Annotated in this window: 11 protein-coding genes; 9 read left to right on the forward strand and 2 right to left on the reverse strand. The window is 75.7% G+C overall.

The genetic code is table 11. The features are described from left to right. Window positions 1-38: 38 nt before the first annotated feature. From ASG32_RS27225 to ASG32_RS27235, 3 genes are read left to right on the forward strand one after another with little or no spacing between them, the layout of a single operon-like run. Entirely contained in the window at window positions 39-1,322 is a 1,284-nt protein-coding gene (locus ASG32_RS27225; protein WP_056532460.1) for a nucleotide disphospho-sugar-binding domain-containing protein, read from the forward strand. Next, window positions 1,313-2,566: a Bcr/CflA family efflux MFS transporter gene (locus ASG32_RS27230; RefSeq protein WP_056532462.1), complete on the forward strand. Its 1,254-nt coding sequence runs from the start codon at window positions 1,313-1,315 to the stop codon at window positions 2,564-2,566. Before ASG32_RS27225 ends, ASG32_RS27230 begins: the two co-directional genes overlap by 10 nt. Next, entirely contained in the window at window positions 2,563-3,420 is an 858-nt protein-coding gene (locus ASG32_RS27235; protein ID WP_056532463.1) for an alpha/beta hydrolase, read from the forward strand. Before ASG32_RS27230 ends, ASG32_RS27235 begins: the two co-directional genes overlap by 4 nt. Before the next feature lie 82 nt (window positions 3,421-3,502). Here the strand turns inward: ASG32_RS27235 and ASG32_RS27240 are convergent, their stop codons facing one another. After that, complete coding sequence (locus ASG32_RS27240; RefSeq protein WP_056532465.1) at window positions 3,503-3,742, reverse strand: hypothetical protein; 240 nt, start codon at window positions 3,740-3,742, stop codon at window positions 3,503-3,505. A 244-nt stretch (window positions 3,743-3,986) separates the two neighbouring features. Here ASG32_RS27240 and ASG32_RS27245 point away from each other — a divergent pair, with 244 nt between their 5' ends. From ASG32_RS27245 to ASG32_RS27260, 4 genes are all read left to right on the forward strand, one after another. Beyond that, entirely contained in the window at window positions 3,987-5,309 is a 1,323-nt protein-coding gene (locus tag ASG32_RS27245) for a cytochrome P450 (RefSeq protein ID WP_082558074.1), read from the forward strand. Between the two features lie 307 nt (window positions 5,310-5,616). Then, window positions 5,617-6,918 (forward strand): glycosyltransferase, encoded by a 1,302-nt coding sequence (locus ASG32_RS27250; RefSeq protein WP_056532467.1) that lies wholly within the window; start codon window positions 5,617-5,619, stop codon window positions 6,916-6,918. A 300-nt stretch (window positions 6,919-7,218) separates the two neighbouring features. After that, window positions 7,219-7,464 (forward strand): hypothetical protein, encoded by a 246-nt coding sequence (locus ASG32_RS27255; RefSeq protein WP_056532469.1) that lies wholly within the window; start codon window positions 7,219-7,221, stop codon window positions 7,462-7,464. 8 nt (window positions 7,465-7,472) lie between these two features. Continuing rightward, window positions 7,473-8,429, forward strand: coding sequence for an adenylate/guanylate cyclase domain-containing protein (locus ASG32_RS27260; RefSeq protein ID WP_082558075.1), 957 nt, complete (start codon window positions 7,473-7,475; stop codon window positions 8,427-8,429). A gap of 57 nt (window positions 8,430-8,486) precedes the next feature. Here the strand turns inward: ASG32_RS27260 and ASG32_RS27265 are convergent, their stop codons facing one another. Beyond that, a complete protein-coding gene (locus ASG32_RS27265) occupies window positions 8,487-10,091 on the reverse strand; it encodes an ATP-binding cassette domain-containing protein (RefSeq protein WP_056532473.1) in 1,605 nt (534 codons plus the stop codon). A 237-nt stretch (window positions 10,092-10,328) separates the two neighbouring features. Here ASG32_RS27265 and ASG32_RS27270 point away from each other — a divergent pair, with 237 nt between their 5' ends. Then, window positions 10,329-11,078 carry an NAD(P)H-binding protein gene (locus ASG32_RS27270; RefSeq protein WP_056532476.1) on the forward strand — a complete coding sequence of 250 codons (750 nt, stop codon included), beginning with the start codon at window positions 10,329-10,331 and terminating at the stop codon, window positions 11,076-11,078. 62 nt (window positions 11,079-11,140) lie between these two features. Next, on the forward strand, window positions 11,141-12,082 hold the full coding sequence (locus ASG32_RS27275; protein WP_056532478.1) for a sigma-70 family RNA polymerase sigma factor: 942 nt from the start codon (window positions 11,141-11,143) through the stop codon (window positions 12,080-12,082). Window positions 12,083-12,161 lie beyond the last annotated feature (79 nt).

Here is a 12,161-nt window from a genome sequence, read left to right on the forward strand (position 1 = left end):
CGCGCCTCCGCGCGCGATCATCTCGGGACATCCAGATCATGTCGCTCAACGTCCTCTGCATCTCGTGGGGCACCACCGGCAATCTCAGCCCCGTGCTCACGGCGGCCCGGCAGCTGCGCCGGGCGGGGCACCGCCCGCGCGTCATGGCCGACCCGGCGATGTGCGGGGAGGTCGAGGCGGCGGGCTTCCCGTTCGTCGGCTGGCGCCGCGCCCCGACCGGCCTCGACGCCGACCCGGCCGATTTCTCGGATCTCGCGGACTGGCTGCGGCAGACGATGTTCTCCCCGGCCGGCGCCTACGCGGCCGACACGCTCGACGAGATCCGCCGCCTCCCGACCGATGCCGTCCTGAGCCTCGACCTCCTGCCCGGCTGCGCCCTGGCGGCCGAGGCGGCCGACCTGCCGCACGCGGTCCTGTCGCCGCATATCAGCATCCGACCGCTCCCCGGCATTCCGCCCGCCGCGAGCGGCCTGACGCCGCCGCGGACCGAGGCGGAGCGGGACGCGGTGGACGCGGCGACGGCCGCCATCGTGTCGGCGATGGAGCGGGGCCGGCCGGCGCTCAACGCCGCGCGGCGCGCCTTCGGGCTGCCGCCGGTCGCCAGCGCCTTCGCCCATTTCGATCGCGCCGACCGCGTCCTGCTGGCCGTCAGCCGCGCCTTCGACTTCGACACGCAGGCGCTGCCCGCCAATTACCGCTACATCGGCCCGCTGCTCGACGAGCCGGGCTGGTCCCGCGGGACGGGGCACGCGTGGTCCGGTACGGGACGGCGGCGGATCCTCGTCGCCGGCAGCACCGGCGCCCAGAACCAGACAGACCTGCTGCGGCGCGTCGCGCGCGCCGTCGGCGCGGTCGAGGCCGAGACCATCGTGACGACCGGACCGAATGTCGGGCCCGCGGACCTGGCCGCCCCCGCCGCCGTCCGGGTCGTGGCGGCCGCCTCCCACGACGCCCTCATGGCGCAGGCCGACCTGGTGGTGTGCCAGGGCGGTCACGGGACGGTCAGCCGCGCCCTGCTGCACGGTGCGCCGCTGCTGGTGATCCCCCTGGCCCGCGACCAGGCCGACAACGCAGCCCGCGTCGCCCTGCGCGGCGCCGGCCTGCGCCTGCTCGCCGACGCGGGCGAGGCCGAGATCGCCGCGGCGGCGCGCCGGCTCCTGGCGGAGCCGGGCTTCCGTAGGGCCGCCGCAGTTCTCGGGGCGGCCGTGCGGGCGGATCTCGACGCGGGCGGCCTCGTCCGCGAGATCGACGCGATGGTGGCGGCGCGCCGGGCCTCCGCGGACCGCGGCGGCGCCCCGGGCGGAGACCGGCTTTGGGCCTGATCCGCGCGCCCGCGCCGGCGCGGGCGCGCATCCGCCCCGGCTCGGCCGCCTTCTCGGCGCTCCTCGGGCTGCTGGCGGCGCTCCCGACCTTCGGGATCGACATGATCCTGCCGAGCCTGTCGGACACGGCGGCCGCGCTGCACGTCCCGGCCACCGCGATGGGCGCGGCCATGGGCGTCTACCTGCTCGGCTTCGGCGGCGCGCTGCTGGTCTACGGCCCGGTCTCGGACCGGCTGGGCCGCAAGCCGGCCATCGTCTGCGGCTGCCTCCTCCTCGTCGTGGGCAGCCTCGGCTGCGGCGCGGCGCGGACGCTGCCGAACTTCCTGCTGTTCCGGGCCCTCCAGGGGATCGGCGCGGCGGGACCCGGCATGGCGGTCCTCGCGATGGTGCGCGACCTGTTCGAGGGCGAGGCCGCGCGCGCCCGGATGTCCTTCGTCGTCCTCACCATCAACGTGGTGCCGATGGTGGCCCCGACCGTCGGTGCCGGGCTGATGGATCTCGGCGGCTGGCGCCTGATCCACGCCGCGCCGGTCGCCGCCGCCCTGGCGGCCCTGGTGGCGATCCGGCACATCGACGAGCCCCTGCAGCGGGCCGCGGGCCCCGGGCCGGCCTCGGGGATCCTGCGCGGCTACGGGCGGATCCTGGCGAGCCGGGTCTTCCTCGGCCACGCCCTCTGCAACGCCGCGGCCGCGGGGGCGGTCTTCGCCTACATCACCGGCTCGGCGCTGGTGTTCATCGACGCCCTCGGGCTCAGCCCGCTGGCCTACGGGCTGGTCTTCGGGGCCAGTTCCCTGTCGGTGATGGTCGGCGCCTTCCTGAACGGGCGGCTCGCGGCCCGGGGCGTCCCCCCGCCGCGGGTGATCGCCGCCGGCCTCATTCTGGCGACCGGCGCGGCTTCCCTGCTCCTCGTCGCGGCGCTCGCCCGGCCGCCCGCGGGCCTGCCAGTGGTCGCCGCGATGGTCGGCGTGGCCCTGGCCTTCGGCCTCGTGTCGCCCAACGCCGTGCACGGCGCGACGGAGCGCAGCCCGGAGGCGGCGGGCGCGGCCAGCGCCGTCGCGGTCTTCCTGCAGATGCTCGCGGCGGCCGTCGCCAGCGATCTCGTCGCCCGGTTCTTCGACGGCCGGTCCGCCCTGTCGATGGCCGCCGTGATGCTCGGCTGCTGCCTCGCGGCCGCCGCCGCCCACGCAGGTCTCGCCCGACCGGCGACCCGCGCCCCGTCCCAGCCCCACGGAGAACCCGCATGATCTTCGACCCGCCCCCCTGGCCGCCCCTCCACCTGGAGCGCGACGGCGGCCGGCTCGCCCATATCGAGGCCGGGCCGCTCACCCCCGAGGGGCAGCCGCTGCTGCTGATCAACGGCTGGACCGGCGACCACGGGATCTTCACGCCGCAGATCCGGCACTTCTCGCGGACGCGCCGCGTCGTGGCGGTCGACCTGCGCGGTCACGGCGCCAGCGACGCGCCGGAGCGCGACTACACGGTCGCGGGCTTCGCCGAGGACGTCGCGTGGCAGAGCCGGACGCTGGGCCTCGCGAAGCCGATCGTGATCGGCCACAGCTTCGGCGGCGCGGTGGCGCTGGAGCTGTGCGGCCGCCATCCCGACCTCGCCGCCGGCCTCGTCATGATCGACTCGATCGTCCTGCCGTCGGCGGACGCGGCGGGCGGCGCCGCGATCGAGGGGCTGCTGGCGGGCGTCGGCGGCCCGGATTACCGGTCCGTCGTGCGGGAGATGGCCTGGGCGATCGGCGGCGCCTACGACCACCCGGCCCGGCGGAAGGCGATCTTCGAGACCTTCATCCTCGGCCCCTGCCAGCGGACACCGCAGCACGTGGCCTACGCGGCGCTGCGCGACATGGTGCTGGCCCACGATCCCGTCCCGGCCGCGCGCGCCTGCCGGGTCCCGATGGCCTACATCTCGGCGGACGTGCCGCTCGTGGCGGAGGCCCGCGACCTCGACCGGCTGCGGGAGCTCTGCCCGCAGCTCGTCACCGCCCAGACGCTGCTGGCGGGCCACTTCAACACGATCGAGGTGGCCGAGCAGGTCAACGCGATGATCGAGCGCTTCCTGGCGGTCGGCCTGCGGCCGCGCGCGCGGTAGCGGGACGCCGCGGGACCAACGCCCGTCAGGCGGGGCGGGACCCTCCGCGGAGGCCGTCCCGCGACCCGTCGCGCGGGGCGCGTCAGGACGCCCGGCCGGCCTCCGTCCGGTCGCCCAGGAGGCGCCGCGCCGACGAGATGACCTGGAGCGTCTGGGAGCTCAGCTGCTCCTGGCGCGCCCGCTGCTCGTACTGTCTCAGGCGGACGATCAGGCCGTCCTCGTCCGGGATCCCGTGGTCCATACCGCCGATCACGAAGTCCGTGATCGTCCGTCGGAGCAGCGTCTCGAAGACGTCGTCCGTATTCGCCAGCCCTGCAACCATGAGGACTTCTCCTTCTGCGAAGCGGCGCCTTTTTCGAAGGGTCAAGTTACGGCATGATTTCGGAACATCTCACACACCATCCGCGCGGCGACCGGCGTGCTCTTCCGCACAAGGCGGCCGCGGCGGCGACCGGGCCGCCGGCGCGCCGCATGTTATGGCTGTAATGTTCGACCCAACTCCCGCAATCATCCTGTAGTCCGGGCTTCCGAGAGTTCTCGCGCAACACAGCAGCGAGAACCCACAGATGAATGCGACCGAAAATCTGACGCGACAGGCAGGCCCGCCCGAAGCCCCGACCGGCACACCGACCCGCGTCCCGACCGGCGTCCCGACCGGCGTCCCGACCGGCGTCCCGACCGGCGTCCCGACCGGCGTCCCGACCGGCGTCCCGACGCTCACGGTGGCGGAGTTGGAGGCCGACCCGCACGGTGTCTACCGCGCCTGGCGGCCGCGGCTGCCCTTCGTCGGTCACGAGGTCGCGGGCGTCCTCGTCCTCCGCGCCCGCGACGTCGATCTGCTGATGCGCGACCCCCGCGCCCAAGCCACGGAGACGCTCTATCCGGAGTCGCGCGCGATCCCCGAGGGGGCGCTGTTCGACATCTTCGCGCACGGCATGCTCACGGCCAACGGCGCGGTCCACCGCCGGCGCCGCTCGCCCTTCACCCGCACCTTCGCGGCGCGCCTGATCGAGGGCCTTCGGCCCCGGATCCGCGTCGCCGCTGAGGGCCTCGTCCGCGACTGGCTGGGGGACGGGGAGGTCGACCTCGTCGCGCGCTACACCGCGCAGATCCCGGCCCAGGTCATCGCCGACATCCTCGGCCTGCCGCGCGACGACATCCCGCGGTTCACGCACCTCGCCTACGAGGTCTCCCGGGTGCTGAGCTTCACCTTCGGACCGGAGGACATCCCCGATCTGGAGGCGGCGGCGGTCGCGCTGCAGGACTACGTGGCCGGGATCCTCGCCGCGCGCCGGTCGGCGCCCCGCGCCGATTTCCTGTCGCGCTTCCTCGCGGAGACCGAGGTGGCCGGCGAGCTCACGCAGCAGGAGGTGGTGATCCAGCTCGTGCAGATGATCATCGGCGGCACCGACACGACCCGGGTCGCCGGCTCCATGCAGGTGGCGCTGCTGCTACAGCATCCCGAGCAGTGGGCGGCGGTCAGCCGCGATCCCGACCTGATCCCGGCCGCGGTGGCGGAGTCGCTCCGCTACGAGCCGAGCGCCGGCTCCGCCGGCCGGGTCGCCCGGGAGGACATTCCCCTCGACGGGCACGTCGTGCCGGCCGGAAGCCTGATGCTGCTCTCGACGCTGTCGGCGATGCGGGACGAGACGGTCTACGCGCGTCCCGACACGTTCGATATCCGGCGCACCGACCTCCCGCGCCTCCACCCGGTCTTCGGAGGCGGCGCGCACCGGTGCATCGGCGAGGCCCTGGCGCGGGTCGAGCTGGAGGAGGGACTGGGCGCCGTGCTGCGCCTCGCCCCGCGCCTGCGCCTGACCGGCGCGATGCCGGTCCTCCGCGGCCACAGCGGCATCCGCCGCATCGACGCGCTGCGGGTCGCCGCCTAGCGCCGTTCCCGACCGGATAGGGACGGCGGCGCTCGCCGAGCCCTTCGCCGCGCGTAGCGAGGTCCCTCTCCCGCACGGGAGGGGGACCAGGGCGCGGCTGCCTCGACAGGATCGCCGCCCCTCCGGACCGCTGCGACCCTGTCGCGCCGTCTCCCGCGCGTCCGACGCGCGCCCGTTGCAGCCGTAGCCGCTTCGGCCCCGCGCCGCAGCGACGCCGTAACGGACCGCCCCCAGCCTCGCTCCCGGACGCCCCGGTGATCGCGCCGCGATCGCGGCGCCCTCACGCCCCCCACGGAAAGGACAAGCGATGAAGGTCCTCCTCTGCTCGACGCCCGCCACGGGCCATCTCAATCCCCTCCTCGCCATCGCCCACATGCTGATCTCGGACGGCCACGAGGTCATGGTGCTCTCGGGCTCGGCCTTCCGCGACCGCATCGTGGCGGCCGGCGCCCGCTTCATGGCCCTGCCGGGCGCGGCGGATTTCGACGGCCGCGACCTCCGCGCGGTCGTGCCCGAGCTGGCCGAGATCGCGCCGGGACCGGACTGGCTGCGCGTCGCCATGGAGCGCGTGTTCGTCGACCGCATCCCCGACCAGGCGCGCGGCCTGCGCGCGGCGCTCCGGGCCTTCCCGGCCTCGCTGGTGATCGGCGACGACATGTTCTTTGGCGCCCTGCCGCTGCTGCTGGGGCCGCGCGCGGAGCGCCCCGCCATCGTCCTGTGCGGCACGTCGATCCTGCACTGCGCGCGGCCCGACCGGGCTCCGGTCTTCCTGGGTCTCCCGCCGGCCGAGACGCCCGAGCAGGAGGCCGCCTACGGCCGCATCGCAGAGGCCTACGAGGCGGCGGTCGACCGGCCGGTCGGGCTGAGCCTCGCCGCCAAGCTGGCGGAACTCGGCCGGGCCGCCCCGCCCTGGCCGCTGTTCGACGCGGTGGTCCGGCTCGCCGACACCTACCTGCAGCTGACCGTCCCCAGTTTCGAGTACCCGTTCCCGCTGCCGCCGACGGTGCGCTTCATCGGGGCGCTGCCGATCGTCCCGGGGCAGGCGGCGCTCCCGCCGTGGGCGGGCGACCTCGACGGCGCGCGCAAGGTCGTGCTGGTCACGCAGGGCACGGTCGCGAACCACGATTTCGGCCTGCTCGTCGGCCCCGCCCTCCGGGCCCTCGCCGATGAGCCCGACATCCTGACCGTGGTGACGGGCGGCGGCCGGGGGCTCGACGCCATCCCGGGCCCGATCCCGGCCAACGCGCGGCTCTCGCCCTACCTGCCCTTCGAGTGGCTGCTGCCCCGGGTCGACGCCATGGTGACCAACGGCGGCTACGGGAGCGTGAACCAGGCCCTGAGCCACGGGATCCCCCTCGTCGCCGCCGGCCTCACCGAGGACAAGGCCGACGTGAACGCCCGCATCGCGTGGTCGGGGGCCGGGATCGACCTCGCCGCGAACGACCCGACGCCGGAGACGATCCGGAAGGCGGTGCGGACCGTGCTCGACGCGCCCGGCCATCGCCGGGAGGCGCGACGCCTCGCCGCCGAGTTCGCCGCCTACGACGCGAAGGCCGAGATCCTGCGGCTCCTGTCCAGCCACGGCGGCCGCGCGCGCAGCGCCGCCTGAGCGTCCGCCGCACCCGGCGTGGGACCGTCCCGGGACCGTCCCGGCGGGGACGGCCCCCACATCCGCGCCCATCACGGCACCCGGTCCGGCGGACCGGGTGCCGTTCGCGTGTCGGGGCGACTGTCGGGGCGACTGTCGGGGCGACGAGCCCGGACCCGGGTCACGACCGTCCCGGCAACGATCCCGCGCCCGTCCGTCGTTCGCGCCGCATGTCTGCTGTCATTGTTTTCCGATCCGCCGAAATCGCGGTGAAAGATCGGATTTTTACTTCGGACGCTCCACCACGAGGAGCACGAGATCATGATCTCACACCGCACACGGGCCGCCGCAGCCACCGCGCTCGGGACGATGCTGACAGTCCTGTCAGCCCCGACCGCCGCGCCGGCGCAGCCGGTCCCGCGCTTCGCGCAGCCCGACGTCCCGAGCGTCGCGGCGATCGCCCGGGCACGCCCGTTCCGGACGGATCTAGACCTCCGCTCCCCCGCCGTGGAGCGGGAGCATTTCCGGGCGCAGCGCATCATCGCCCGCGTCTGCTCGCGCTGCTGATGCCCGCGATGGCGCTGCGGGAGCCCCGCGCGGACACGGCGGACGCCTGTTCCGGGCTCGCTGGCGGTGTCGGGCGACGGGCGCGGGCCGTTCCCCTCCGCCGACACCTCGCCGGCGCGGCGGCGGGGCGCGGCCGGCTCCTCGCCGCCGCGCCGCTGCCGCTGCTCCTGGCGCTCGCGGCCACGACGACGCCCGAGCCCGTCACGGTCGGGCTCGGCGGGCTCGCCCTGGCATGGCTCTCGCTGCGGGTGCAGCGCCTGCGCGGCGCCGCATGCGCCGCGACGCGGCAGCGGAACAACCTCGCGCGCCTGACCGCGCCGACGGTCGCCCGATGGGTCGCCGAGACGGATCGCGCCGCCCGGCGCCCCGGCTGGGAGCAGGAGGCGACGGTACTCTTCGCCGACATCCGCGGCTTCACCCGCCTCTGCGAGGGCATGGCGCCCGGCGAGGTCGCGGCGTTCCTCGCCGCGTTCCGGTCCCGCGCCGCGCGGGCGATCGAGGCGGCGGACGGCTTCGTCGACAAGTTCGTCGGCGACGAGGTGATGGCGGTGTTCGGCGTGCCGGACGCGGCGCCCGGGGATGCCGGTCGCGCCGTCGCGGCGGCCCGCGCGCTCGCGGCCGCGATGGCGACCTGGAGCCGGGAGCGCGGACAGGCCGGCCTGCCACCGGTGCGGGTCGGCATCGGGCTGCATCGCGGCCCGGTCTTCATCGGCGTCATCGGGGCGGAGCGGGTCGAGTTCACGGCAGTCGGCGACACCGTCAACGTGGCCCGTCGGCTGGAACAGATGACCCGCGCGCTGCCCTGCGACTGCCTCGCCTCCGAGGCGGTCGTCCGGGCGGCGCCGTCCGGCGGGGCGCGGATCGTGGCCGTCGGGCCCGTGCGCGGCACCCGCACCGTCCTGCGCCTGTTCACCCTCCGGCTCGATCCGGCCGGGACGCGTGCGGACCGAACCGACGCCTCCTGAAGAGCCGGCGGGGCAGGGGGCGGCGAACGCGTCCCGCCGCCGTTCCGGATGCCGCCCTCAGGCGCGGGGCCGGTCGGCGAGGTCGTCGAGGTCGACGCGCCGGGTGATCCCCAACGCGTCCAGGAAGGCCGCGTCGTGGCTGACGACGAGGAGCGCGCCGTCATAGGCCGCCAACCCGGCCTCGAGGGCCTCGACCGCGTCTAGGTCGAGGTGGTTGGTCGGCTCGTCGAGGATCAGGAGGGGCGGGGGCGCGCGGTTGCCGAGCACGCAGGCGAGGGCGGTCCGGACCCGCTCGCCGCCGCTCAGCGCCGCGACGGGGCGGTCCGCGGCCGCCGCCCGGAACTGGAACCGCGCCAGCGCCGCCCGGCACCCGTTCGCGTCCTCCTCCGGGTTGAGACGCGCGAAGTTCTCCGCCACGGTCCGGTCTCGGTCGAGGAGGTCGAGGCGCTGGTCGAGCAGCGCGGCGCGCACCCCGACCGAGACGCGGCCCGACCACGGGTTGAGGCGGCCGGCGACCAGCGCGAGCAGGGTCGACTTGCCCGAGCCGTTCCGCCCGCAGAGGGCGACGCGCTCCGGACCCGTGACCGCGAGGGACACGTCCCGCAGGACCGGCTGACCCGGCCGGTAGCCGACCGTCACGTCGGTGAATGCGAGGACGCGCCGGTCGGCGTGGAGCCCGCTCGGCGGGAGCGCGATCGCGGCCGGCTTCACCGCCGCGATCCGGTCCCGGGCCTCCGCCAGATCGGCCTCGGCGCCGGCGCGCTGGCGCTCGGTGAGGCGCGCGCTCCCGCCCGCCGTCCGCTCCGCGTTGTCCCGGCGAGCCCCTGCGAGGATCCGGGGCAGGTCGCCCTTCGCGGAGCGCCGGTGCCCGGCCGCGTCGCGGCGCTGCTGGCGCTCGACGCGCTCCTGCGCCCGGCGGGCGAGGTCCGTCGTCCGCTTCTCGGCGACCGCGAGGTCGTGCTCGGCCGCGGCGAGACGCGTCGCCTTAGCCTGCCGGAAGGCGTCGAAATTGCCCCGGTAGCGGGTCGCCTCCGCCGGCGCGAGGTCCACGATCGCGTCCATCGCGTCGAGCAGGGCCCGGTCGTGGCTGACCACGATCGCGCCGGCGCGCCATCCCTGCAGAAGTTCTAGGACCGCCCGCCGCCCGTCGCGATCGAGGTCGTTGGTCGGCTCGTCGAGGAGCAGGAAATCCGGCGCGGCGAAGATCGCCGCCGCCAGCGCCGCGCGGGCGCGCTGCCCGCCGGAGAGGCGCCAGAGCGGCGTGTCGGGCCCCACCGCCACGCCCATCCGCGCCAGCGCTCCCGTCAGGCGCTCCGCGAGCGTCCAGTCGGCGGCGGCGAGCTCGTCGGCCTCCGCCGCACCGGCCTCCGCGCGGCGGAGCAGCGCCAAGCCCGCCGTCGCGCCGAACAGGTCGGCGATGGTCTCGTCGGCGGTCGGGGCCGCGAACTGGCGCAGCAGGGCGACCGTGCCGTCGCGGTGGATGCTGCCGCCCGTCGGCGCGAGGCGGCCCGCCAGGAGGTTCAGGAGCGTGCTCTTGCCGGCGCCGTTGCGGCCGACGATGCCGGTCCGCTCCTGCCCGAAGCTGGCGGTGATGCCGGAGAGGACGGCGCGCCCGTCAGGCGCGGTCCACGCGAGGTTCAGGAGGGAGAGCTGTGCTGGCATGCGGAGAGACGGTCCTGGCGGCAAGGCGGGGCGGCGTTGCAGTCAGGGTCAGTCTCATCGGCGTCTCGGCTCCGGCGGGGGGCCTCCGTAGCGCCGGTCGCGGCCTCTCGCAACGCCGCGGCCGTCGCTTTTTGCGGCGGGATGTCACAAACCGAGATGCTGCATCGTCCTGTCACCGACCGGGACGCCGGAGCGGCAGGGTGCCCCTCGGCCCGGTTCGCGCGGGAGACAGACGTCATGAAGATCGTGGTGATCGGCGGCAGCGGGTTGATCGGCCGGCATCTGACGGCCGAGCTGAAGCGCGCGGGCCATGAGGCCGTCCCCGCCTCCCCGAGCACGGGCGTCGACGCCGTGACCGGCGCCGGCTTGGCCCAGGTTCTCGTCGGCGCCGACACCGTGGTCGATGTGGCGAACGCGCCCTCCTTCGAGGAGGCGGCGGTGCGCGACTTCTTCGAGCGCTCGAGCCGCAACCTCCTCGCCGCCGGCCGGCAAGCGGGCGTCAAGCACCACGTCGCCCTCTCGATCGTCGGCGCGGACCGCGCGGACGGCAACGGCTACTTCCGGGCGAAGGTCGCGCAGGAGCGGCTGATCGCGGCGTCGGGCCTTCCCTACACCATCGTCCGCGCCACCCAGTTCTTCGAGTTCGTCGCGACGATCGCCGAAGCCTTCGCGGTCGGGGAGCGGATCCTCGTGCCGGACGCGGATTTCCAGCCCATCGCGGCGGCGGACGTGGCCGCGGCGCTCGCCGCGGTGGCGGTCGGCGCGCCGGTCGACGGGACGATCGACGTCGCGGGGCCGGAGCGGCTGCCGTTCCGGGCGTTCGTCGCCCGGCGCGTGGCGGCCGCCGGCGACGGCCGCGCGGTGACGGTCGACGCCGCGGCCCGCTACTTCGGTGCCGCGCTGGCGCGAGGCTCCCTGGTCCCCGACGACGCGGCCGCGGCCCGCCTCGGGGATACGCGCTTCGAGACCTGGCTCGCGACGGCATGACGGGACCCGACCTTCCCCGCGGGCGGGCTCCGCCCCGACGCGATCAGGCCTCCGGTCCGGTCATGCCGCCGGGGCGCGGGGACGGGACCGCCGCCTTCGAGGCCCACCGTCCCCGGCTCCTGCGCATCGCCTACCGCATGCTCGGCTCGCGCAGCGAGGCCGAGGACGTCGTGCAGGACGCGTGGCTGCGCTGGGTCGCGGCGGACCGGAGCGGGGTCGCGGCGCCCGACCGGTTCCTCGCGCGCGTCGTGACGCGCCTCTGCCTCGACCAGATCAAGTCGGCGCGCGCGCGCCGGGAGAGCTATGTCGGCCCCTGGCTGCCGGAACCGCTGATCGAGCCGCTGGTCGAGCCGGGGGCGGACGGCGTGGACGGCGTGGACGAGGACGACCTCACGCTGATGCTCGCGCTCGAGCGGCTGTCTCCCTTGGAACGCGCGGCCTTCCTGCTCCACGACGTGTTCGGCCTGCCGCTCGGCGACGTCGCGGAGACGCTCGGGCGAACGGCGCCGGCCGTGCGCCAGCTCGCGGCGCGCGCGCGCCGGAACGTCCGGGCCGCGCGCCCGCGCTTTCCCGTGACCCGCGACGAGGGCGAGCGCGTCGCCCGGGCGTTCTTCGAGGCCTCCGCGAGCGGCGATGTCGCGGGGCTGCGGACGCTGCTCGCCGACCGCGTGACGCTCTCCTCGGACGGGGGCGGCAGGGTGCTCGCCTTCGTCAACCCGATCCGGGGGATCGAGCGCCTGCTCCGGCTCTACGCGGGCGCGCGGCGCAAGTGGGGCGACGGCCGGGCGGCGCTGGTCGGGTTCGTGTGGATCGACGGGCTTCCGGGCTATGTCACCCGCGAGCGCGGCGGCCTCCTGCAGACGACGGCCCTCGCGATCGAGAACGGCCGGGTCGACGCCATCTACATCACGCGCAATCCCGACAAGCTCCACCACGTCGCGCGCGCCGTCGCGGCCGGCCCGGGACCCGGCGACGCGGGCGGGCCTGCGGCGCGCCGGTCTTGACGATCCGCCCCGCGGCGCGGCTTGCATGGCGCGCGGCGGGCCCTCGCGGCGCCGCTGGTGAAACGACCCACGCGGACTG

It is taken from the genome of Methylobacterium sp. Leaf361, assembly GCF_001424445.1.
In the GTDB taxonomy this organism is placed as follows: domain Bacteria; phylum Pseudomonadota; class Alphaproteobacteria; order Rhizobiales; family Beijerinckiaceae; genus Methylobacterium.

Excerpts from the sequence above, each read along its gene's own strand:
- ASG32_RS27225 (WP_056532460.1), top strand. The coding sequence starts at position 39 with ATGTCGCTCAACGTCCTCTGCATCTCGTGGGGCACCACCGGCAATCTC.
- ASG32_RS27235 (WP_056532463.1), top strand. The coding sequence starts at position 2,563 with ATGATCTTCGACCCGCCCCCCTGGCCGCCCCTCCACCTGGAGCGCGAC.
- ASG32_RS27240 (WP_056532465.1), bottom strand. The coding sequence starts at position 3,742 with ATGGTTGCAGGGCTGGCGAATACGGACGACGTCTTCGAGACGCTGCTC.
- ASG32_RS27245 (WP_082558074.1), top strand. The coding sequence starts at position 3,987 with ATGAATGCGACCGAAAATCTGACGCGACAGGCAGGCCCGCCCGAAGCC.
- ASG32_RS27250 (WP_056532467.1), top strand. The coding sequence starts at position 5,617 with ATGAAGGTCCTCCTCTGCTCGACGCCCGCCACGGGCCATCTCAATCCC.
- ASG32_RS27255 (WP_056532469.1), top strand. The coding sequence starts at position 7,219 with ATGATCTCACACCGCACACGGGCCGCCGCAGCCACCGCGCTCGGGACG.
- ASG32_RS27260 (WP_082558075.1), top strand. The coding sequence starts at position 7,473 with ATGGCGCTGCGGGAGCCCCGCGCGGACACGGCGGACGCCTGTTCCGGG.
- ASG32_RS27265 (WP_056532473.1), bottom strand. The coding sequence starts at position 10,091 with ATGCCAGCACAGCTCTCCCTCCTGAACCTCGCGTGGACCGCGCCTGAC.
- ASG32_RS27270 (WP_056532476.1), top strand. The coding sequence starts at position 10,329 with ATGAAGATCGTGGTGATCGGCGGCAGCGGGTTGATCGGCCGGCATCTG.
- ASG32_RS27275 (WP_056532478.1), top strand. The coding sequence starts at position 11,141 with ATGCCGCCGGGGCGCGGGGACGGGACCGCCGCCTTCGAGGCCCACCGT.